This is a genomic window from Burkholderia mayonis, from assembly GCF_001523745.2.
GTDB lineage: Bacteria > Pseudomonadota > Gammaproteobacteria > Burkholderiales > Burkholderiaceae > Burkholderia > Burkholderia mayonis.
In genome coordinates, this window is record NZ_CP013386.1 from 2973683 (window position 1) to 2995803 (window position 22121).

At 63.1% G+C, this 22121-nt stretch carries 25 protein-coding genes; 11 read left to right on the plus strand and 14 right to left on the minus strand.

All coding sequences use genetic code 11. From position 1 onward, the window contains the following. The first annotated feature begins 57 nt into the window (after nt 1–57). Nucleotides 58–783 carry an amino acid ABC transporter ATP-binding protein gene (locus tag WS70_RS14285; RefSeq protein WP_059471210.1) on the plus strand — a complete coding sequence of 242 codons (726 nt, stop codon included), beginning with the start codon at nt 58–60 and terminating at the stop codon, nt 781–783. A gap of 83 nt (nt 784–866) precedes the next feature. Then, nucleotides 867–1886, plus strand: a complete 1020-nt coding sequence (locus tag WS70_RS14290) for a D-cysteine desulfhydrase (protein WP_059597486.1) — start codon at nt 867–869, stop codon at nt 1884–1886. A gap of 81 nt (nt 1887–1967) precedes the next feature. Here WS70_RS14290 and WS70_RS14295 read toward each other — a convergent pair whose 3' ends face one another. After that, complete coding sequence (locus tag WS70_RS14295) at nt 1968–2435, minus strand: Lrp/AsnC family transcriptional regulator (protein ID WP_059471212.1); 468 nt, start codon at nt 2433–2435, stop codon at nt 1968–1970. Nucleotides 2436–2601: 166 nt separating this feature from the next. On the opposite strand from WS70_RS14295, the gene metC reads away from it, so the two are divergent. Continuing rightward, on the plus strand, nt 2602–3789 hold the full coding sequence (metC, locus tag WS70_RS14300) for a cystathionine beta-lyase (RefSeq protein ID WP_059597488.1): 1188 nt from the start codon (nt 2602–2604) through the stop codon (nt 3787–3789). A gap of 103 nt (nt 3790–3892) precedes the next feature. Next, entirely contained in the window at nt 3893–4237 is a 345-nt protein-coding gene (locus WS70_RS14305; RefSeq protein WP_059471214.1) for a DUF3088 domain-containing protein, read from the plus strand. An 82-nt stretch (nt 4238–4319) separates the two neighbouring features. Here the strand turns inward: WS70_RS14305 and WS70_RS14310 are convergent, their stop codons facing one another. Then, on the minus strand, nt 4320–5555 hold the full coding sequence (locus WS70_RS14310; RefSeq protein ID WP_059597490.1) for a Bcr/CflA family multidrug efflux MFS transporter: 1236 nt from the start codon (nt 5553–5555) through the stop codon (nt 4320–4322). A gap of 466 nt (nt 5556–6021) precedes the next feature. Between WS70_RS14310 and WS70_RS14315 the strand changes: the two genes are divergently transcribed. The 4 genes from WS70_RS14315 to WS70_RS14330 all read left to right on the plus strand — a co-directional run bounded on the left by WS70_RS14315 (nt 6022) and on the right by WS70_RS14330 (nt 9866). Beyond that, nucleotides 6022–6480, plus strand: a complete 459-nt coding sequence (locus WS70_RS14315; protein WP_059471216.1) for a hypothetical protein — start codon at nt 6022–6024, stop codon at nt 6478–6480. A gap of 131 nt (nt 6481–6611) precedes the next feature. Then, nucleotides 6612–8057: a glutamate-1-semialdehyde 2,1-aminomutase gene (gene hemL, locus WS70_RS14320; protein WP_418230158.1), complete on the plus strand. Its 1446-nt coding sequence runs from the start codon at nt 6612–6614 to the stop codon at nt 8055–8057. A gap of 28 nt (nt 8058–8085) precedes the next feature. Then, nucleotides 8086–9222 (plus strand): bifunctional diaminohydroxyphosphoribosylaminopyrimidine deaminase/5-amino-6-(5-phosphoribosylamino)uracil reductase RibD, encoded by a 1137-nt coding sequence (gene ribD, locus WS70_RS14325; protein ID WP_059471218.1) that lies wholly within the window; start codon nt 8086–8088, stop codon nt 9220–9222. Between the two features lie 14 nt (nt 9223–9236). Further along, nucleotides 9237–9866 (plus strand): riboflavin synthase, encoded by a 630-nt coding sequence (locus WS70_RS14330; RefSeq protein WP_059471219.1) that lies wholly within the window; start codon nt 9237–9239, stop codon nt 9864–9866. A gap of 43 nt (nt 9867–9909) precedes the next feature. Here the strand turns inward: WS70_RS14330 and WS70_RS14335 are convergent, their stop codons facing one another. Further along, nucleotides 9910–10293, minus strand: a complete 384-nt coding sequence (locus WS70_RS14335) for a type II toxin-antitoxin system death-on-curing family toxin (RefSeq protein ID WP_059471220.1) — start codon at nt 10291–10293, stop codon at nt 9910–9912. Beyond that, nucleotides 10290–10517 (minus strand): AbrB/MazE/SpoVT family DNA-binding domain-containing protein, encoded by a 228-nt coding sequence (locus WS70_RS14340; protein ID WP_059471221.1) that lies wholly within the window; start codon nt 10515–10517, stop codon nt 10290–10292. The genes WS70_RS14335 and WS70_RS14340 overlap by 4 nt, the downstream gene beginning before the upstream one ends. 60 nt (nt 10518–10577) lie before the next feature. Here WS70_RS14340 and WS70_RS31565 point away from each other — a divergent pair, with 60 nt between their 5' ends. Beyond that, nucleotides 10578–11486: a TOTE conflict system archaeo-eukaryotic primase domain-containing protein gene (locus WS70_RS31565; RefSeq protein WP_159082901.1), complete on the plus strand. Its 909-nt coding sequence runs from the start codon at nt 10578–10580 to the stop codon at nt 11484–11486. Between the two features lie 347 nt (nt 11487–11833). Here the strand turns inward: WS70_RS31565 and WS70_RS14350 are convergent, their stop codons facing one another. The 8 genes from WS70_RS14350 to WS70_RS14385 are packed head-to-tail and all read right to left on the minus strand — an operon-like array spanning nt 11834 to nt 17660. Then, on the minus strand, nt 11834–12793 hold the full coding sequence (locus tag WS70_RS14350) for a PDR/VanB family oxidoreductase (RefSeq protein ID WP_059597493.1): 960 nt from the start codon (nt 12791–12793) through the stop codon (nt 11834–11836). Nucleotides 12794–12853: 60 nt separating this feature from the next. Then, nucleotides 12854–13294 carry a RidA family protein gene (locus WS70_RS14355; RefSeq protein WP_059471028.1) on the minus strand — a complete coding sequence of 147 codons (441 nt, stop codon included), beginning with the start codon at nt 13292–13294 and terminating at the stop codon, nt 12854–12856. Then, complete coding sequence (locus WS70_RS14360) at nt 13291–14307, minus strand: aromatic ring-hydroxylating oxygenase subunit alpha (protein WP_059471033.1); 1017 nt, start codon at nt 14305–14307, stop codon at nt 13291–13293. Before WS70_RS14360 ends, WS70_RS14355 begins: the two co-directional genes overlap by 4 nt. Before the next feature lie 33 nt (nt 14308–14340). Next, nucleotides 14341–14559 (minus strand): recombinase-like helix-turn-helix domain-containing protein, encoded by a 219-nt coding sequence (locus tag WS70_RS14365; protein WP_197419245.1) that lies wholly within the window; start codon nt 14557–14559, stop codon nt 14341–14343. Then, nucleotides 14559–14909 carry a hypothetical protein gene (locus WS70_RS14370; protein WP_059597494.1) on the minus strand — a complete coding sequence of 117 codons (351 nt, stop codon included), beginning with the start codon at nt 14907–14909 and terminating at the stop codon, nt 14559–14561. Before WS70_RS14370 ends, WS70_RS14365 begins: the two co-directional genes overlap by 1 nt. Nucleotide 14910: 1 nt before the next feature. Continuing rightward, complete coding sequence (locus WS70_RS14375; protein ID WP_226382762.1) at nt 14911–15933, minus strand: ABC transporter substrate-binding protein; 1023 nt, start codon at nt 15931–15933, stop codon at nt 14911–14913. Between the two features lie 49 nt (nt 15934–15982). Then, nucleotides 15983–16759 carry an ABC transporter permease gene (locus tag WS70_RS14380; protein ID WP_059471025.1) on the minus strand — a complete coding sequence of 259 codons (777 nt, stop codon included), beginning with the start codon at nt 16757–16759 and terminating at the stop codon, nt 15983–15985. A 49-nt stretch (nt 16760–16808) separates the two neighbouring features. Beyond that, the gene (locus tag WS70_RS14385; RefSeq protein WP_226382763.1) at nt 16809–17660 is read right to left on the minus strand and encodes an ABC transporter ATP-binding protein; all 852 of its coding nucleotides are present in this window, start codon (nt 17658–17660) and stop codon (nt 16809–16811) included. Between the two features lie 327 nt (nt 17661–17987). On the opposite strand from WS70_RS14385, the gene WS70_RS14390 reads away from it, so the two are divergent. Next, nucleotides 17988–18743, plus strand: a complete 756-nt coding sequence (locus tag WS70_RS14390) for an IS5 family transposase (protein WP_059597245.1) — start codon at nt 17988–17990, stop codon at nt 18741–18743. Between the two features lie 7 nt (nt 18744–18750). On the opposite strand, the gene WS70_RS14395 is transcribed toward WS70_RS14390, so the two are convergent. After that, complete coding sequence (locus WS70_RS14395; RefSeq protein ID WP_059597576.1) at nt 18751–19686, minus strand: VOC family protein; 936 nt, start codon at nt 19684–19686, stop codon at nt 18751–18753. 182 nt (nt 19687–19868) lie between these two features. Continuing rightward, the gene (locus tag WS70_RS14400) at nt 19869–20798 is read right to left on the minus strand and encodes a cupin domain-containing protein (RefSeq protein ID WP_059470313.1); all 930 of its coding nucleotides are present in this window, start codon (nt 20796–20798) and stop codon (nt 19869–19871) included. A 128-nt stretch (nt 20799–20926) separates the two neighbouring features. On the opposite strand from WS70_RS14400, the gene WS70_RS14405 reads away from it, so the two are divergent. Continuing rightward, nucleotides 20927–21907 (plus strand): LysR family transcriptional regulator, encoded by a 981-nt coding sequence (locus WS70_RS14405; protein WP_059597577.1) that lies wholly within the window; start codon nt 20927–20929, stop codon nt 21905–21907. Nucleotides 21908–22121: the final 214 nt, after the last annotated feature.

Consider the following 22121-nt stretch of genomic DNA (forward strand, 5'->3'; position numbering starts at 1 on the left):
GCCGGCCGTCCGGCTCCCGGACGGCCGCGCGTCCCGCTACTCACGAAGCACCCCGACATGATTACTCTCGACAACGTATCGAAGTGGTACGACAAGCATCAGGTCCTCACCGATTGCAGCGCGGCGGTCTCGAAAGGCGAAGTGGTCGTCGTCTGCGGCCCGTCCGGCTCCGGCAAGTCGACACTCATCAAGACGATCAACGGCCTCGAGCCGTTCCAGAAAGGCAGCATCACCGTCGACGGCGCGCGGCTCGACGATCCGTCGGTCAAGCTCGCGCAACTGCGTGCGCGCGTCGGCATGGTGTTCCAGCATTTCGAACTGTTCCCGCACCTGTCCGTTCTCGACAACCTCACGCTCGCGCAGATCAAGGTTCTGCGCCGCGCGAGGGACGACGCGCACGACACCGGGCTGCGCCTGCTCGACCGCGTCGGGCTGAAAGCGCATGCGCGGAAATTCCCCGGCCAATTGTCGGGCGGCCAGCAGCAGCGCGTCGCGATCGCGCGTGCGCTGTCGATGAATCCCGTCGCGATGCTGTTCGACGAACCGACATCCGCGCTCGATCCGGAGATGATCAACGAAGTGCTCGACGTGATGGTCGAGCTCGCTCGCGAAGGGATGACGATGGTCTGCGTCACGCACGAGATGGGCTTTGCGCGCAAGGTCGCGCATCGCGTGCTGTTCATGGATCGCGGCGTGATCGTCGAAGACGCGGCGAGCGACGCGTTCTTCGATGCGCCGCGCTCCGAGCGCGCACGCGACTTCCTCGACAAGATCCTGCACTGACCCGCGCCGCATGCCGCCGCCGGCCGCGACACGTCGACCCGACACTTCGACTCGATATCCTCCACCCGACACCTCGACCCGGCATGAACACGACGACGCCTCTTTCAACCCGACTGAGCGCCTTTGCGCGCCTGAACCTGATCGACGCGGCGACGCCGCTGCAACGGCTGCCGCGCCTGTCGGCGCACGTCGGCCGCGACGTCTACGTGAAGCGCGACGATTTCACGCCGCTCGCGATGGGCGGCAACAAGCTGCGCAAGCTCGAGTTTCTCGCCGCGGACGCGATCCGTGAGAAGGCGGACGTGCTCGTGACCGCGGGCGCGATCCAGTCGAATCACGTCCGGCAGACCGCGGCGCTCGCCGCACAGCTCGGCCTCGATTGCGTCGCGCTGCTCGAGAACCCGATCGGCACCGCACGCGACGATTATCTGCGGAGCGGCAACCGGCTGCTGCTCGATCTGTTCCGCGTGCGCGCGCACGAAGTCGGCAGCCTCGACGACGCGGACCGGCAGCTCGAAGCGGCCGCGCAGCAGCTGCGCGACGAAGGACGCCGTCCGTACGTGATTCCGATCGGAGGATCGAATGCGCTCGGCGCACTCGGCTACGTGCGCGCGGGTCTCGAGCTCACGCAGCAGATCCGCGCGGGGGGACTCGACTTCTCGGCCGTCGTGCTCGCGTCCGGCAGCGCGGGCACGCATGCGGGCCTCGCGTTCGCGCTCTCGCACGCATTGCCGTCGCTGCCCGTGATCGGAGTCACCGTGTCGCGCACCGATGCGGCGCAGCGTCCGAAGGTGCAGCAACTGCTCGACCGGACGAGCGAGCTGCTCGGCATCTCGACGCCGGCCGACACGCGCATCGATCTGTGGGACGACTACTTCGCGCCGCGCTACGGCGAGCCCAATCGCGCGGGCATCGAAGCAGTCCGGCTGCTCGCGCGGACCGAGGGGCTGCTGCTCGATCCCGTGTACACGGGCAAGGCGATGGCGGGCCTGCTCGACGGCATCGCGCGCGGCCGCTTCGAACGAAACGGCCCGGTGCTGTTCCTGCACACGGGCGGCGCGCCCGCGCTGTTCGCGTATCGCGACGCGTGCGGCACGGATTGATTCGCAAACTCGCGCGCACGTCGCGATCGCGAATCTTGCGCGGCCCGCCGGCGATCGTCGTCGGCAGGCCGCGCGCCCGCGTCACTCGGTCGCGACGTAATCGAGCGGCAGCGCGGTCGTGCGCTTGATGACCTCCATCGCGAACGCGGAGCTCACGTCCATCAGCTCGACGCTCTTGATGAGCCGCTTGTAGACGCTGTCGTAGCCGGCGATGTCGGGCACGACGACCTTCAACAGGTAATCGACGTCGCCGCTCATCCGATAGATTTCGATGATCTCCGGAATCGCGCGGACGGCCTCGATGAAGCGCATCGTCCACGCGTCGCCGTGCTGGTTCGAGCGCACCGTCACGAACGCGGTGAGCCCGAGATTCAGCTTCGCCGGATCGCAGAGCACGACCTGCCGGCAGATCACGCCGTCTTCACGCAGTTTCTGCAGCCGGCGCCAGCACGGCGTCGGCGACAGGTTCACCGCCTTCGCGAGGTCGTTCAGGCCGATCGTCGCGTCCTGTTGCAGCAACGTGAGCATCTGAGTATCGCGTTTGTCCATATCTCCTCCGGATTAGAAAATTTTTCCAATCTTATCCGGATGTGCGCGAATCTTTAAAAACAATTTCCGATCTCGCGCAATTAACATGACTTCACGAACTGCCACGCCGCGACACGCGACGCCGCTCGATTCACCTCGATTGAACAGACGACCAAAGGATCACGCCTTGAACGCCACGCATTCGACCGATACCGTCCTCGCCCACGAGGGCCGCACGCACAGCCAGCTCGGCGCGCCCGTAAACCCGCCCGTCTACCGGCAATCGACGCTGCTCTTCGACAACGTCGACGCGCTGAAGCACGCGAGCGGCACGCCGAGCGCCTACGGGCGCGGCGGCAGCCCGACCACGCGCGCGCTCGAGGCCGCGCTCGCTCGTCTCGAAGGCGCGCATCGCGCGATGCTCACGCCGAGCGGGCTGAGCGCGATCACGATGTCGCTGCTCGCGACGCTCGGTCCTGGCGACCATCTGCTGATGACGGACTCCGTCTACGACCCGACGCGAGCGTTCTGCGCGGAAACGCTCGCGCGCCTCGGCATCGAGACGACGTACTTCGATCCGTCGATCGGCGCGGACATCGCCGCGCTGATGCGTCCGAATACGCGCGCCGTGTTCGTCGAGTCGCCCGGCTCGCTGACGTTCGAAGTGCAGGACATTCCGGCGATCAGCCGGATCGCGCATCGGCACGACGCGATCGTGCTGATGGACAACACGTGGGCGACGCCGCTCTATTTCCGTTCGTTCGAGCACGGCGTCGACGTGTCGATTCATGCGGCGACGAAGTACATCTCGGGCCACTCCGACGTGCTGATGGGCGCGATCCTGACGACCGACGCGCTCTATCCGAAGATCAACCGCTTCTACCGGCAACTCGGCATGACCGTGAGCGGCGACGACGCGTATCTCGCGCTGCGTGGGCTGCGCACGCTGTCGGTGCGGCTCGAGCGGCACCAGCGCAATGCACACGCGCTGACGGAATGGCTCGCCGGGCAGCCCGAAGTCGCCGAGATCCTGTATCCGGCGCGGCCCGGTTCGCCCGGACACGCGCTCTGGCGGCGCGACTTCACGGGCGCGAGCGGATTGTTCGGCGTCGTGCTGCGCCCGCAATCGGACGAAGCGCTGCGCGCGATGCTCGACGGGATGACGTGCTTCGGCATGGGCTACAGCTGGGGTGGCTTCGAAAGCCTGATCCTCCGGTCGAACCCGGCATGCTGTCGCACGGCGACGCAATGGAAGCGGGAAGGCCCGCTGCTGCGGATTCACGCGGGCCTCGAACACCCGGACGACATGATCGCCGACCTCGAAGCCGGATTCTCACGGCTGCGCGCCGCCGCGCCGACGCAGATCGAAGCCTGACCCGCCGCGATGCCGCGCGGGCAGCGGGACGCTCTCACGCGGTGTCCACGCGTATCGCCGGCGCCTGCCCCAACCCACGTAGTCCAACCTTTGCGAGACAACCATGAAAGACAAACTGTTCATTCTTCGTCCGGGCTTCTACAGCGGCGCGGAAGGCCCGTTCTACTGCGGCGATTCGGTGGCGGTCGAAGGCTTGCTGAGCTTCTTCCCGCAACTGCGCGACGCGGTCGACGTCGAGTACATCGATGCGCCGCGCCCGCGCAACGCGATCGTGGCGCTGATCGGCGAAACCAATCAGTCCGCGCCGGTGATCGTACTCGGCAACGGCCGGATGCCGAACGACGCGTCGGTCGCCGTTCAGGAGCGCGACGGCACGCGCTTCATCAACGCGCCCGACGATATCCGGCGATATCTGTCGTCGCAGTACGGCGTCGCGCACGCGTCGTGATCGCGCGCGCGACGCGGCCCTTCGCGTCGCGCGGCGACGAGCCACGGGGCCGGCGGTTCGCTTGCGAGCCGCCGGCCTTCTTTTACGCGACGTCGACGTTGCGCAGTCGGCCCTTCACCGGCCTGCCGTGCCAGCGCAGCACGAGCATGCGCCCGCCGAAGCACAACAGGCCCGTGACGCCGATCGTCACGCCCATCGCGAACGGCGTGCCGTTGGCGAGCGCGCCGATCGCGACGCTCGCGAGCGCGCCGAGCGCGAGCTGCATCGCGCCGAACACGGCGGCCGCGGCGCCCGCGTTGTGCGGATAGCGGTGCATCAGGTCGGTCGTGCAGTTCGCCGACAGGATGCCGACGACGCCGACGACGAAAAAGAGGCTCGCGACGATCGACCACAGGCCGCCCAGCCCCGTGAGCGCGAAGAACGCGACCGCAACCGACGCCGCGCAGCTCAGCAGCGACGCGGCGGCAATGATCTTCAGCGAGCCGACGCGGCCGACGAGACGCGTGTTCAGGAAGTTGCCGATCATGATGCCGACGACGTTCAGCCCGAACAGCAGCCCGTAATGCTGCGGCGATACGTGGAAATAGTCGATGTAGACGAACGGCGTCGCGGTGATGTACGCGAACATCGACGCGAACGCCATCCCGCCGCACAGCATGTGGCCCCATGCGACCGGATCGGCGACGATGCGTCCGTACGCGGCGAACGAGTGCAGCACGGCCGCGCTCGCGCGCTTCTCGCGCGGCCAGGTCTCGGGCACGCGCAGGAACGCGGCCGCCGCGCATACCGCGCCGAACAGCGTGAGGACGACGAACACGCCGCGCCAGCCGGAGAAGCGCAGCACCTGCCCACCGATGAGCGGGGCGAGAAGCGGCCCGACCGCGGTGACGATCGCGACCATCGACAGCACCTTCGCGGCGTCGGCGGGCTCGTGCGCGTCGCGCGCGATCGCACGCGCGAGCACCGACGCGGCGCCCGCGCCGAACGCCTGCAGGAAGCGGACGACGATCAGCATGTCGATCGACGCGGCGACGAAGCAGCCGACGCTCGCGAGCGTGAAGAGCGCGATGCCGCCGAGCAGCACGGGACGGCGGCCGTACGTGTCGGACAGCGGGCCGTAGAGCAGCATGCCGATCGAGAAGCCGGCCATGAAGCTCGTCAGCGTGCGCTGCGCGGCGGCGGCGCTCACGCCGAAGCCGTCCGCGATCGCGGGGAGGCTCGGCAGATACATGTCGGTGGCGATCGGCCCGCACGCGGCAAGCGCGCCGAGCAACAGGATCAGCCGGCCGTCAGGCCGGCGTCTTGCGACGTGAGACATTGGAATTCCACGGAAGCGGCCGGCGTGCGCCGATGAGCGCGCTGCACGGTCGGGCAGGGGGGACGGCGGCCGGTCGGGCCGACGCGAGGTTTCGATTGTACGCGACCCATCGTCGGCGCTCTTGACGCGGCCCGGATTGGGCGTCGGTTTGCGCTTTCGGGGCGCCGGCGGTCGGTGCGTCGGCAGTTTGGCGCTCCGGTGCTTCGGCGGTTTGGTGCTCGGCGCTCGCTACTTCAATGCTTCAGCGCCTCGAATTACCAAGCTTCGCTGTTTCCGCATCGCCTTCCATTCAAGGCCGCCCCCGCGCGAGCGTCTCGCCGCCCCGACGCACCAGCGCTCGCCCGCCACCGGCCACGGCAATTTTCTTGATCCGGCCGTCCTTTCGCCCCGCACCGCCGTCGCGCGACGCCCGCGCATCGGGTAAGCTCGCCGTTTCCATTGGACGATTCCGCGCCGAGCCGCCGACATGACCGCCTTCCTGCTGATCTGGAGCCCCAAGAAATGGCCGTGGCCCGAGCTGCCCGAGATGGCCGAGCGCGTGAAGTCGGGCGAAGCGGTCGCGGACGTCTGGGGCTGCGGCTTCTCGCGCAGCATCCTGCCGGGCGATCGCGTGTTCCTGCACCGCGTCGCGAAGGAGCCGAAAGGCGTGTTCGGCTCCGGCTACGTGACGCGCGGACCGTACGAAGTGCCCGATCCGGAGATGAAGCGCGGCTACCGGCTTTGCATCGATTTCGTCTACGACTGGCTCGTCGACGGCCATGGCGAAGTCGTGATCCCGCGCGACGCGCTGCGCGCGCATCCGTTCTCGGTGCAAACGTGGGATGCGCAGACGTCCGGCATCTCGATCAAGCCCATCGCCGAAGGCGCGCTCGAGAAGCGCTGGGCCGAGCTCACCGGCAAGCGCAAGCCGCTGCGGCGCGCGTAGCCGGCGAGCCAGCCGCCCTTCGTCGCGGCGGCTCGCCGTCGATCCGGCAAATGCGGCGAAGCGAGCCGGCACGAAAAGAATCGGACGAATCCGGCCCGCCCCCCGCCCGGCAAACTCGGACCGCACCGCCCATCGCGCGAGCAGCGCCGCCCCCAGCGCTGCTCGCGCGCCCAACCGCCGCAGCCCCGGCCGGATCCGCGCCGCGCGTCTCCGGTACAATCAGTCGAATCGATACGCCCGACGCGAGCCGCGGCGCTTCGCCGCTCGCGCGCACTCTCTCGCAGGTCCAATTCATGTCGAACAATCAAACTCTCTTCGAACGCGCCCAGCGAACCATCCCGGGCGGCGTCAATTCGCCGGTGCGGGCATTCCGCTCGGTCGGCGGCACGCCGCGCTTCGTCGCGCGCGCGCAAGGCGCATACTTCTGGGACGCGGACGACAAGCGCTACATCGACTACATCGGCTCGTGGGGCCCGATGATCGTCGGCCACGTGCACCCGGACGTGCTGGCGGCCGTGCAGCGCGTGCTCGCCGACGGCTTCTCGTTCGGCGCGCCGACCGAAGCCGAGATCGAAATCGCCGAGGAAATCTGCAAGCTCGTGCCGTCGATCGAGCAGGTGCGGATGGTGTCGAGCGGCACCGAGGCGACGATGAGCGCGCTTCGCCTCGCGCGCGGCTTCACCGGCCGCAGCCGGATCGTCAAGTTCGAAGGCTGCTACCACGGCCACGCGGACAGCCTGCTCGTGAAGGCGGGCTCGGGGCTCCTCACGTTCGGCAACCCGACGTCGGCGGGCGTGCCGGCCGACGTCGCGAAACACACGACCGTCCTCGAATACAATAACGCCGCCGCGCTCGAAGCAGCGTTCGCCGCATTCGGCGACGAGATCGCCGCGGTGATCGTCGAGCCCGTCGCAGGCAACATGAACCTCGTGCGCGGCACGCCCGAATTCCTGAACGCGCTGCGCGCGCTCTGCACGAAGCACGGCGCCGTGCTGATCTTCGACGAAGTGATGTGCGGCTTCCGCGTCGCGCTCGGCGGCGCGCAGCAACACTACGGGATCAAGCCGGACCTCACGTGCCTCGGCAAGGTGATCGGCGGCGGGATGCCGGCCGCCGCGTTCGGCGGTCGCAGCGACATCATGTCGCACCTCGCGCCGCTCGGCGGCGTCTATCAGGCGGGCACGCTGTCGGGCAATCCGATCGCGGTCGCGGCGGGCCTGGCGACGCTCAAGCTGATCCAGGCGCCCGGCTTCCACGACGCGCTCGCGCAGAAGACGCGCCAGCTCGCCGACGGCCTCGCGGCCGAAGCGCGCGCAGCCGGCGTGCCGTTCTCGGCCGACGCGATCGGCGGGATGTTCGGCCTCTACTTCACCGAGCGCGTGCCGGCGAGCTTCGCCGACGTGACGAAGAGCGATGTCGAGCGCTTCAACCGCTTCTTCCATCTGATGCTCGACGAAGGCGTGTACTTCGCGCCGTCCGCGTACGAAGCGGGTTTCGTGTCGAGCGCGCACGACGACGACACGCTCGACGCGACGCTCGACGCCGCGCGCCGCGCGTTCGCGGCGCTGCGCCCCTGAACGGCTGGACGACAGACAGGACCCACCGATGTTCTCGGAAAACGACTTCACCCACATGCAGCGCGCGCTCGCGCTCGCCGCGCGCGGGATGTATACGACGACGCCGAATCCGCGCGTCGGCTGCGTGATCGTCAAGGACGACGCCGTGATCGGCGAGGGCTTCACGCAGCCGGCAGGCCAGGATCACGCGGAAGTGCAGGCGCTGAAGGACGCGCGTGCGCACGGCAGCGACCTGCGCGACGCAACCGTCTACGTGACGCTCGAGCCGTGCAGCCACTTCGGCCGCACGCCGCCGTGCGCGCACGCGCTGATCGACGCGCGCGTCGGCAAAGTCGTCGCGGCGATGGAGGACCCGAACCCGCAGGTGTCCGGGCGCGGCCTCGCGATGCTGCGCGACGCGGGCATCGACGTGCGCTGCGGCCTGCTCGCGCACGAGGCGCACGAACTGAACATCGGCTTCGTGTCGCGGATGACGCGCGGCCGGCCTTGGGTGCGGATGAAGACGGCCGCATCGCTCGACGGGCGCACGGCGCTCGCGTCCGGCGAAAGCAAATGGATCACGGGCGACGCCGCACGCGACGACGGCCACAAATGGCGGGCGCGCGCCTGCGCGATCCTGACGGGCATCGGCACCGTGCGCGAAGACGATCCGCAGCTCAACGTGCGCGGCGTCGACACGCCGCGTCAGCCGCGCCGCGTGCTGATCGACAGCCGCCTCGACATTCCGCTCTCCGCGCGCCTGCTCGAAGGCGGCTCGCTCCTCATCTTCTGTGGCGCACTCGACTCGCAGAGCGAAGCGCGCGCGGAAGCGCTGCGCGCGCGCGGCGCGGAAATCGTGCCGCTCGCGAACGCGCGCGGCAAGGTCGATCTGCCCGCCATGCTCGCCGTGCTCGGCGAACGCGGAATCAACGAACTGCACGTCGAAGCGGGTCACAAGCTGAACGGCTCGCTGCTGCGCGAGCGCTGCGTCGACGAGTTGCTCGTCTATCTCGCGCCGAGCCTGCTCGGCGCCGACGCGGCCGCGATGTTCGAAGTCGCCGCGCCCGCGTCGCTCGCCGACCGCACGCGGCTTGCGTTTCATAGCGTCGAGCGCGTCGGCGACGACCTGCGCATCCTCGCGCGCTTCGCGAACGCACACGCGAGCGCGTCCCCTACTCACCCATAACGGAACCCGACACGATGTTTACCGGAATCGTCGCGGCAGTCGGCCGCATCGAAACGATCGAGCCGATCGCCTCCTCGCCCGACGCGGGCGTACGTCTCGCGTTGCGCGCGGGCGGGCTCGACCTCACCGACGTCGCACTGGGCGACAGCATTGCGATACAGGGCGCGTGCATGACGGTCGTCGCGAAGACGGCCGACACGTTCGACGTCGAGGTGTCACGCGAAAGCCTGAACAAGACGGTCGGCCTCGCCGAGCCGGGCGACGTGAATCTCGAAAAAGCGCTGCGCGCGAACGATCGCCTCGGCGGCCACATCGTGTCCGGGCACGTCGACGGCCTCGGCACCGTCACGCACTTTGCGCCCGTCGGCGAATCGCACGAACTGCGCGTACTCGCGCCGCGCGAGCTCGGCCGCTATCTCGCGTACAAGGGCTCGATCACCGTCAACGGCGTGAGCCTCACCGTCAATTCGGTCGAAGACCGCGACGACGGCTGTGCATTCTCGATCAACCTGATTCCTCATACGGTCGAAGTGACGACGCTGCGGCATCTGAAGGCCGGCGCGAAGGTCAATCTGGAGATCGACATGATCGCGCGGTACACCGAAAGGATGCTGTCATCGGCGTCCCCCAAGGGACGCCCGTAACTGGTTAAACCAGCGCGAGTTTCGAGTTTTATCGTCCACCGACTTACTCGGCGATCCGCTGCCGGAACCACTCCGCCAGCGCAGCTTCGTCGAGCGCGCCAGCAGCAACCATTTCCATGGTCCTAACGGCATCGGCCGGATCAAACTTCAGCCGATAGCCGTTGTCTGCCAGGAAAAGGCGCGCAACCACCCAAGCGGTTCTCTTGTTGCCGTCCGCAAAGCCATGATTCCGCGCTAACCCATAGGCATATGCGGCGGCGAGCGCCGCCGCGTCCGCACTCGCATAAACATCGAGATTCTGCGGTCGTGCCAGTGCCGACTCCACCGCTCCCTTGTCGCGCACACCATCGAGCCCGCCATGCTCTGCGAGCTGGCGATCATGGATTGCGTAAGCCAGGTCCGCACGCACCCAGCGCCATGCTGTCATTTGGCTAGCGCCCGCAAAATATCGCGGTCATCGTGCATGATCTCTTCCGCCAACTTCATCTGGCGTTCAAAATCCGGGTTGTACGGCGTAATCCGATAACCACCTTCGGGGGCCTCGGTCAGATAAACGATATCGCCCTTCTGCACCTTGAGCCGTGCCATCGCCTCCTTGGTAAGAATGAAACCGGCAGAAGCCCCGACAGTTGTGACCTTGAAAGTAAGCATGGCGCCCTCCTCGCTATATAATCACCATTATATAGCAATTGCCTACCCAAAGGACAAGGATTGAACGACTCTCCAACAGTTCGTGTTCAGGGACAGAAAGGTGGCCACCCCGTTCACGACGCCGACACAACGCCAGAGATTAGCGAACTGGCGCGTTTGCGCGCCGAAAATGCACGGCTCCGTGCCGTGCTCGATGCGCACGGCATCGACTTCCAACGGTCGTTGGCCGAGCCAGCAGCCCCGCAGCAGTCCGAGGTGTGCCGGCTTAGTACGGACGAGAAAGTCGCTTTGTTTCGCCGGCTGTTTCAGGGTCGTACCGATGTTTATCCGGTCAGATGGCAAAGCAAGGCTGGCAAATCAGGCTACTCACCCGCTTGTGCCAACGAGTGGAGACCCGGTATTTGTGTGAGAAATCCCGAATCAAATGCTCCGACTGCGGCCACCGCCTCCCGCCTCCTGATACCGTTGTCCGACCAGATCATCTATGACCACCTTGCTGGTAGGCACACGATTGGCGTCTACCCCTTGCTGGCTGACGATACCTGTCATTTTCTTGCCGTCGATTTCGATGATGCCGACTGGCGGGAAGATGCTCAGGCTTTCAGGTCGTCATGCACCGAATTAGGCGTACCGGCTGCGCTGGAAATCTCGCGATCCGGCAATGGCGCGCACATCTGGATTTTCTTCCGGTCGGCTGTACCTGCTCGGGATGCGCGACGCCTGGGCACCGCGATCATCAGCCATACATGCGCGCGAACTCGGCAACTGAAGTTGGCATCCTACGACCGCCCCTTCCCTAACCAGGACACGATGCCGAAAGGTGGCTTCGGCAATCTGATTGCACTTCCTCTGCAAAAGACGCCGCGCGAGCAAGATTGCAGTGTTTTCGTCGACGAGGTTTTCCAACCCTACACGGACCAGTGGGCTTACCTGGCTTCGATCCAATCGATGGCGACTGACTCTGTCTAGCAGGCCATCACGGATGCTACGGGCGGTACGCATCCTCTCGACGTTATCTTCATTACCGAGGAGGACCAGGCGGAACCGTGGAAAGTGCGTAAAGGCCAACAAGACACACTGCCGGGTCCGATGCCGGCTTCGCTCTTTGTCACCGCAGCCGATCTCGTCTATTGCGAGAACGATAAAATCGGGACAGGCAAGAGTCAGAGGTAGACATTTTCAGTGGCGTGCAGAATATCAAAATAACCAGCCTACCAAAGCTGCGCCTTCTGTCCGGCCGTCCGGGAAGAAAGCGCTCCGACATTGAGCAAGAACGAAAAGAATCCGTGTCAAATATTCGATCCGCAGTGGAGCACTCAGAGGTCGAGAATAAGCTTGCCGCACTTCGCGCCAGAAACACAGACCATCATCGTCTTGTTACCCGTCTTCTCAGCCGTACTCAGTACCGAGTCGCGGTGATCAGGGCATCCTTCCAGCACGCGCGTCTCGCACGCACCGCAAATGCCCTCCCGGCAACTGTAATCGACGTCGATGCCGGCCTCCAACAAAGTATCAAGTAAGCTCTTGTCGACCGGCACCTCCAACGCCCTACTGCTCTTCGCAAGCTCGACGGTATAGCTTGCGCTCGGCGCCTGGATTACGTTCGTCTCTGCGGCAAACCGCTCGATATGGACATTCACGATACCAGCGCCTTCGCATGCTGCCTCGAACGCCGTCAGCATCACCGAAGGGCCACAACAATAGGCGTGCACATGCTTCGGTTGGGTCAAAAGGAATGCCACGAGATCGAATGGCTTTCCACCGTGCTCGTCGTCAAAATAAAGATCGACACTGCCTCCGAGTGCAGCAAGCTCGTCAAGAAACGCGGCCTGCGCACGACTGCGTGCACAATAGACGAGCCGCACGATCTTGCCTTCGCCGCGCAGGTGCCGGTACATACATAGGATCGGCGTAATGCCGATGCCCCCCGCGACCAACACCGACGATTCGGCCGTCTCATCGAGCGCGAAATTGTTGCGTGGTTTGCCGACCGGCAGAGTCATCCCGCAGCGAAAGTTCTCGTGCACATATCGCGAACCGCCCCGGCTCTGGCGATCCGAAAGAATGCCCAGCACGTAACGATTCGACTCGGTCGGTGAATTGAGCAGCGAATAGCTGCGCGTGAGGCCATTCGGCAAATGCAGGTCGACGTGCGCGCCCGCGCTGAACGCAGGAAAGCTCGAGCCGCTGACCGGCACCAGTTCGACACTAACCACACCTTCCGCTTCGTAGCGAAGCGTCCGGATGCGGGCATTCAGGAGTTCGGGATTGCTCATGATTAAATGCGCGAGGCACTCGACATGCCTCGCGTCGTCAGGTTGTAAAACCGTCTGGCCTTACCTTGCCGCCTGAATCTGCGTCAGATCGAAATCGAGCCGAACGGTCGCGTCAATCTCAATCTTCAGCGCAGGAAATACGAGCCCCGATACTGCGACAAGAGTCGACGCGGGGTACGCGCCCAGCCCCGCGAAGAACTCGCGCCGGGCTCGCCCCACCTCGTCCTTGTCAGCGATATCCGTAACGTAGACCGTGAGCTTCACGATGTTCGCGATCGACCCGCCCGCTTCCTCAACCAACGCCCGGATCTTACCTAGTACCACGAGGGTCTGCTCGCGGGTCGAGAGCGGCCCTCCGGTATCGTCCAGTGTCGGATGCGCGGTCATACCGGACAGCACCAGCTCATTGCCGATCCGGATGCCGTTGGTCCAGCTAGCGTGCGGCAGATCCGGTACTGCGGGCGACACGATACGCGTCGCCTGAATGGACGTATCGCTCATTGCCCCCCCCTGTCGATCTCGGCCTGCGCAAGGTTCTTCAGGTGCCGGCGCAGCTTGACCACACCCATGTCGTGCTGATACAGATGCTCACGCTGATTGGCGTCCGGCTCCATGGCTTCCAGCATCTCCCGATCCTGCTCGAGCACGGCCCAGTGACGCGCCTCCAACCGGTTCTCATAGAGGAAGCGCCACGCGTCGCGTTGCCAGCCCTGCAGCTTGCGGCAGCGCCAGTGAAACACGGCCGCTAGTTCGGGCGTGATCGGAGTGAAGCTGCCGACGATGACGAAATTTCCGCCAGGGCCGCCGGTCTTAGGATAGGGAATTTCGAGGCGCAGCCAGTGCAAGCCCGTGTCGGACCATTCGGTCCAGTCGAAATTCACGTCGCGCTGGCCTTCCTTTTCGAACACGAAGCCGGTCGCGGTATCGCGCACACGGAAACTGGCCGCCTGGTCGCCAACGGCCATCGAATGAGACTGCTTATGTAGGTACGTGCCGTGCATCGGGTCCATCACGTTGTCCAGCACATAGCAATAATCGCCCTTCCATTCGGTATAGCAGAGGAATGACGAATACTCGTCCGATACAAGCTCTTCAGGCAGGCGTAGCGGCGGTGCCTCATCGACGGTGCCGTCCGCGTTATATAGCCAGATCACGCCATTTGCTTCGGTCAGATGAAACGACTGCACGGCGCGCATGCCTTCCAGCTTACAACCCGGACTGCCAGGCACGCTCGTCACCACTCCGTCCGCACGAATCTGTACGCCGTGATAGCCGCACGCGATGCGGTCGCCCAACACAATGCCCTTCGAAAGCGGCGCGCCACGATGTGGGCAATGATCCTCGAGGGCGTGCGCACTGCCATCGGCATCGCGCCAAAGCACCAGCTTCTTGCCGAGCCTGCGCAGCGATACCGGATTCCTATCGACAAAGCCCGACGGGCAAATCGGGAACCACAGATTGTGCAAGCCATCACGCAGAATGGTCGCGACCGTCTTTTGCTGTTGGATACTCATGATGATTGCTTTCCGTTCAACACCGCGCGCCACTCAATCGGCCGCGAGCCGTGCCATTTCGCTTACGAAGCCTTCTTTCGTCCACAGCGTACCGTCCTGCGGCCCCAGCCCAGTCTCGTTCAGATAGCGCACGATCGACGCCAGATCGTGAAAGCCCTGCGCAAACGCACGCTCAATCGCGTCTCCAAGCAGATTTTCGTATTGGGTCGGCTCGCGGCGGCGTGCCTGATGCGGTTCAAGATAACGATCCATCATTGTCCTCCCTGGTGCACCCGCTCGCGAATCCGTTCGCGCACGGGCACAAAGTCGTAAGTCGGATAGCACTCAGTGCGGAAAACACCCCACGCCGAGCGCTCGAGTTCAACGTTAACCACTGGCAGCAATGCCGGCGGCAACGCGAGTGTGACGATCTGGCCGAACCCCATCGCCACGGTCCACGACACGATCGTCGTGCCTTTCGGCGGGAAGCGCTCCCACCAATCGGCCTCTTTCAGCCGAGACTGGAACGCATCGAGATTGTTCGACTGGTCATGCCGCAGGAAAATCGTCAGCAGCATCATGTCGGTGCCGCCTTCGGCCGCACCCGCTGGTTTATCGCTCATATCACTCCACGAATTGGTTGGTAAATAAATCTTTCAAGTCGACTCTGGTTCGAATGATCTTCTGCGCAAAATAGAAGTCCTGCAGCCGTTCCACGCGCGCTGGATCGAACGCGCCAATCGTCGTCTGTCCCGGATAGACATGCTGTGCGTAATACGTCAGCACTTTGCTCACGAATGCCTCGCGCCCCTTCCATGACGGCACGGCAGCGACATAGTCTTTCGCCGCGGCGGCAGGATTTCTTTCGATTTCCGCTAGCGCCTTCATCGATGCACGCACGAACTTGTGCACCATGTCGGGGCGCGCGGCGATCATACGGTCCGACGCAAGAGTGGCTTGCGCCATCCCCGGAAAGTAGGCATCGGTCGACTGCCATACCAGCTTCGCTCCGGCTTCCTCGGCGCTTGCCGCCCAGTCGGGCGTGCCTACCATTGCATCGGCGCGTCCTTGGGCAAGGAGTTGCCAGATGCCCGACGGTCCCGCCGCCTGGATCGACACGTCTGATCGCGTAAGCCCACCCTTCGCGAGCACGGCGAGCGCAGCATAAAAGGACGTGTCCTGATACGACATAACAGTGAGGGTCTTGCCCTTCAGCACTGCGGGAATTGCTATGTTTTCGTCGGAGCGCGTGACAAACTGATGTAGTGCGCGACCGCCGAACAGCGCGACGGCCTTCACGGGAATGCCGTTCTGGCGAAGTACGATCGGCGTGTCGCCGAGCGCTCCGCCCAGATCACCATTCCCCGCCGCGAGTTGCTTTCCCACTTCTGCGCCGCCCTGCACCGATACGAAGCGCACCGACAATCCCTCGTCGGCGTAGTAGTTCTTCTTCTGCGCGATCATCAGCGGCGCAAATGCAATCTCGCTTTGGGGCGCGGGCAGCAGATAGGTCACCTGCTGCATCGCACTCGGCGCGGCCTGCACCGCGCATCCCCAAGCGCACATCAGTGCCACGCCCATGCCGACCACGATGTGCCGACGCAGCGAAGGCAGCGACGCCGCAAACCCCGTGCTTTCACTCTTCATACTCATTTCCAACTCTCCCGACTACGAATCGACCGCGGATGAGCCGCGTTCACACGGTTTTCATGCTGGCACGGGGCAGGTAATGCAGCACCCTTCTTTCAAGCCACACCACAGCGGCATAGGCCAGCACGCCGATGATGGTCAGCCCCACAATGGAGACGAATACCATCGCGGTATTTCCTTGTCCTTCGCCATACACCAGCAAATAGCCCAGCCCCTTGTCGCCGCCAACGAGTTCACCTACGGTGACGCCGATCACCGCGAGCGTCGACGCGATGCGCAGGCCGGAAAACAACGCCTGCATCGCAGATGGGAACTCCACGAACTGAAACACCTGCCAGCGCGAGCCGCACATCGCACGCACGAGGTTCACCATGTCTGGATCCACGGTGCGCACGGCACGCAGCACGTTGACCATCACCGGGAAGAATACGATCAAGACCGCTACGACGATCTTCGGATATACCGTGTAGCCCATCCACATTACGAAAAGAGGCGCGAAAGCCACCTTGGGCGCAATCTGAAGTGCGAGGATATAAGGTGAAAGGACGGTTTCAGTCGTAGGAGAAAGGCCGAGTGTCACGCCAATCGCGACACCAAGCGCGGACCCCAGTACGAAACCTGCAATTACCTCGAGAGCCGTGATCCCAGTGTGCTGTATGAGATTTTCCGAACCGAACATGCGCAGTGCCTCATCAACGGTTGCGCTCAGCTTCGGCAGAACGAACTCGGGAATACCCAAAGCCGAAGGCCCCCATTGCCAGGCGGCAAGGAAGAAAACGAGCAGTAGCAGACTGCCCAGTGTCATTTTCAATTTGATAGCCATAGTCGATACCCGTGCAAATTGAACTGTGATGCGAATCCGTTACCGCAAACTAGCCAAGGTGCTCTTCCCTTCCTACCTTGAGCAGCTCCATCAATCGCGCCACGTAGTCATTCATGTGGAGCAGCTTGCGGCGCTCAAGCGGATTTTCGCGAAGAGGAAGGTCGATGACGATCTCTTCGATAATCGTTCCCGGGCGCTCGCTCATCACATACACACGATCGGATAACGCAATCGCTTCAGCCAGATCGTGGGTAATCAGTAATGCGGTCTTCTGTTCGGACGCAAGCATCTGTGCGAGGTCTTGTTGCAAGACCATCTTGGTCTGCGCATCGAGCGCGGAAAACGGCTCATCCATGAGCAACACGCCCGGCTCCACCGCAAGCGTTCGAGCAAGCGCCGCGCGCTGGCGCATGCCGCCGGACAACTGATGCGGGTAATGAGACTCGAAACCCTTGAGATGGCAGCGCTCAAGCAACTCCATAGCGCGCGATCGCCGTTGAGCAACAGGCACGCCGCGAATCTGCATGCCTAACTGTACGTTTTGTTCGATGGTGCGCCATGCCATGAGAAGATCTTTTTGCAACATGAAGGCAACCTCCAGCGATGGCCCGGTCACCCGCCGCCCGTTCACATACACCTCGCCCTCGCTCGGCGCGTACAGGCCGGCTCCCATATTCAGCAAGGTGCTCTTGCCGCAACCGCTCGGACCGATGAGGGAGACCACTTCCCCACGGCGCATGGCAATCGATACATTGTCCACGGCCGTCATCAACGTGTTGCCGTGCTTGGCCGGAAATCGCCTTGTCACGTGCCGGAACTCAATCGCATACGTGACCTGCTCTCGTTCGCCGCCATTCGCGAATGCTTGCGCTTCTTTCTCAACTCCGGAAAACATAAACATGGAATACCTTCAGAATTCGAAAAGATAGTGAATCGAGAACTTCAACGATCGCAGAAGTCGAGACGCACACCATTCTTGCGAACGTGTTCGTGATCTTTACATTGTCTCCAACACATATTCATCGTGGGGCAACCACATAGCGCAGCACCCGACTTTGTGAGTGTGCGTGTGCGAGCAGGTTCTCCAGCAGGATGTCGCATAGTTGCCGATGCGCCGCGGGCGAGCGGCCTGCAATATGCGGAGCGACGATGACGCAGGGATTGCGTAGGGTCTGTTTACATTCGATGAAATGTGTTTACATCTTGTTTTTTGCACAAGCGGGCCAAGATGATTCGAAAGTTACTGAGCGACGAGGTATGGGCACGAATCGAATCTGTGTTGCCGGGCAAGGAAGGCGACCCAGGAAGAACGGCGGCCGACAATCGCTGGTTTGTCGAAGCGGTTCTCTGGATTGGCCGAACCGGCTGCCCGTGGCGCGATTTGCCAAAGGCGTTCGGACGATGGCATACGGTGTACATGCGCTTCTCCAGATGGCGTCGCAAGGGTGTGTGGGAACGCGTGATCCACGCCGTGGCCGACGAAACCGAGATCAAGCATGTGTTGATCGATTCGACCATCGTGCGTGCGCACCAGCATTCGTCCGGAGCTCGAAAAAAACGGTCCGCAACGCTCGGCCGCTCGCGGGGCGGACTGACCACCCAGTTGCACCTGGCCGTCGATGACGCCGGACGCCCGCTGCGGTTGATTGCCACCGAGGGGCAAGTCACCGATATTTCGTGTGCGAATGAACTGGTTGAGCCTCTGCGCACCGGGGCGGTCATCGCCGACAAGGGCTACGACTCGAACGCCTTTGTAGAGAGCATCCGCGCTACACGTGCGAAGGCCGTCATCCCGCCGCGTTCGAACCGAAAGACCAAGCGTCGCTATAGCCGCGTGCTGTATCGGACCCGGAACATCGTCGAACGCTTTTTCAATCGCATCAAACATTTTCATCGTGTCGCCACTCGCTACGACAAGCTTTCAGGCAACTATTTCGCCTTCGCCTCGCTTGCCTGTGCCTTTGGGCCGCTGGTGAGAATGTGAACAGACCCTAGTCTTTCCCGCCTCGAGCGAGTTGCTGCCGTGTCCAGGCCGCCTCGGCACGACCCTGCATAACCGCGCGCAAGGCGGCCGGGGGCGGCCCGGCCGTCATCCATTGGTCCATGGCATCCGGTTTGTCACGCGGCCAGATCTTCGGCACATGGGTGGCTTCGTCGATCTGCTGTACTTCCGACGTGTACTCGATTACGAAGCCCGAAGGAGACACAAAGTACGCAAACGTGTTGTCGCCTGGCCCGTGACGGCCCGGCCCCCACGCAGGTGTCTGGCCCTGCGCTCTCATGCGTCCAATACCGCGCATGAAGCTGTCGAGGCTCGGCATTCCGAAGGCGACGTGATTGAGGCTTGGATACGGCCCCTTGTTGAAGGCAATCGAATGATGTTCAGACGTGCAACGCAGGAACACCATCATTTCGCCCGAATAGTCGCTCGTGCGAAAACCCAGCACGTCGCAATAGAAGCGCTCCATCCTGGCAAGATCGGGCGAATTGAGCACGACATGACTGATCTTGCTCGGCTGGGCCACACGGTCTTCCGTCTCCGGATGACACGCAACATCGGAAGAGAATCGCAGACGGCGCCCCTCAGGATCGATCGCATCGAATCCATAGCCGCCGCCGGGTGTCGCAAGTCGTGCGGGAGGCGTGCCAACCACAACGCCATCGGCCTGCAATTGCTCGTAGAAGCGGTCGACGGCCATCGCGTCCACCAGCGCGAAATGGAGATAGTCGATGCCGTGGTAAGCAGCATCGCGCAGCGCATATATCCACTGCTCGCCCAGTGTTCCGCGAAAATAGACAGTTTCCGGTTGCGCCGCCGGTACTTTGGCAAGCCCCCACTGATCACGAAAAAACGGTGCGGAAATCGTTGCGCTGGGCGCACAAACGGCAATACCACGCAGACTCTGGACAGCAACACGTTCGATCATTTCGACGCTCCGTTCGACACACACGACACGACAGCTTCCGGCCGCTCGCGTTGCGTCACGCAAAAGAAATCGCCCAGCAACACGCTCCGGGTTGCAGGGAGCTCTGCGCAGCGCATACTTCCCACTCTCGGTGCACTCGTCCGGTATTCAACGACAACGGAACGGTCCCGCTCATGCCTGCCTCACGCTGCACGGAAGTCGACACTTTCCAGTGCTCCGCTGCCGATGGTCATCATGAACTGCGCGTTCTCACAACCGTCGTTACGGAAATAATGCGGCCGTCCGGCCGGATTGAAGATCAGATCATGCACACCCAATCTCTGCTCGACGACTTGGCTCCCCAGCTCCCAGCCCACCGTCACCACACCGTCGATGACGAGATAAGCATCCTCGACATTCCGCTCATCAAATTGAATGCCTTCCCCGGGAGCAAGATGGACGAGATCCATGCGATAGGTGCCGGCCGGCGCGCCGCCCTCGCCCACATGTACTTTCTTTGAAAAGCCTGGCATGCGAATCACCGGCTGCTGGCTATGGCGCACCAGATGCCTGGATAGTTCACGGTGACGCGGATCGTCGCTCTCCGGATCAAAATCGTAGGTCTTTCCGAGTGCGGCGCCGAAGCGGGCAGCAAGTTCGGGATCGCCATCGCGCGGATGTATCGCAAATGCCGTCGGCAACGGCTTGCCGCTGCCGACGCTGATCGAAGCGAGCACCGGCTCGAAACCTTCGTTCTTGAAGCCGTGAACACGGTTACGCAGATTTAGACACAGGTCCTTTCGGCCAAGCCGCGCCTCTATCGCCTCGTCGCCCCAGAGCCATACGGCCGTGAGCACACCGCCCAAAACGAGAAACGACTCTTCGACTTCGTGCGAATGGCTTGACGCATATTTGCCGACCGGTTGGCTCACGAGGCTCACCGTGAAATGCTTTGCTTTGAGCGTATCTGGGTCGTCGGACTTCGGCGACCCGCCCGCGCCAACATAGCGCATCTGCGCACGAGCCAGCTGCGGATACCCCTCATTGAATGTACACGCGCCCCAGTCGAACGTCTTGTGATGGTGCTTCCCAATGAAGGACCGCATCTCTGCTTGCGCGTTCTGGAATTCCATGTTCGTCTCGTCCCGTTCGCTGTGGTGTCGTGAGGGATGGGGTGGCCTGTCTGAGCAACCCTGGGCAGTTCGCTGCCCACACCGCGCTGTGTTGCGAAAAATTCTATGGACGGTCATTTTTGAAAACAATGGAAAATCACTTAACCTACGGTCAAGTCATCTTCGATACGCCGAACGTCACCTCGATCATGCAACTCGCCTCAATTAGTGCCAGACACATGGAAATTTTTGCAGCCATGATGACGAGCAACGGCATGGCAGAGGCAGCCGCGCGCCTTGCCATATCGATGGCGGCGGTGAGCAAGGCAATAGCGGTCATCGAGCGAGAAGCGGGTGTAAAACTTTTCGCGAAGGTGGGGGGGCGACTGCAGCCGACGGCGGAAGCTGAACGTGTGTTCCCTGCGATTCAACGCGCGCTGAACCAGTTAGAATACGCTCGCAACGAGCTTCGCCGCCCTTCCATTCAGAGTCCGCAGCGTATCGTGATCGCTTCGGGGGGAGCGGCCCTGGCGCATCTGGTCCCTGAAGCGTTGCGACGCACGCTCCGCGAATTCCCCGATATTCAGGCAGAGGTCAATTCCAACCGCACTGCCACCATCCTCAGCATGGTGGCGAATCACGAGATCGACGTGGGCGTGACGACGCCACCCGTACGCGACGTCGACGCGCGAATCCTGCAGCTGTGCGAGACCCGGGACATCTCAAAGGTCGCACTTGTGGCAGTGGTGCACAAAGATCATGAGTTGGCCACCCGCCGATTGATACGCCCTGCCGATCTCAATGGCGTACCTCTCGTCACGCTCAGTGCTCAGTCCCCCACCACGCAACTCGTTGAAGCAACGTTCCATCAGGCTCACGTACCAATGCGGATCGCTGTGGCGGCCGGAAACAGCTTGACGGCCTGCTGCCTTGCCGAGCAGGGCCTCGGCGTCGCGCTGATTAACCCGGAAACGCTTTCGGAGCAGATCTTTCCCTCCCTGCGTACCGTACCGTTTCGTCCGCGGATCACGCTTCGAACGTGCGTTTACTTGCCAAAATTTCAGGCAGAAACTCCACTGCTGACACGATTCGTTGCGCACCTCTTGCAAGTAGCTGCACGAAATAGATGACGCACCTCCGCTATTAGGGCGTGTTCACACTATCCAAGTCCATCGACAATAAGCGCGAAGCTGATGAAAGCGAGGAACTGAGCTTCCCCTGAAATTTCGCCTTCGCCTCGCTTGCCCGCGCCTTTGGGCCGCTGGTGAGAATGTGAACAGACCCTAGCAGATGGTCGGCCACTCGAGAAGGGATCGCTTGTTGCCGCTCGGGAGATCATCGTCA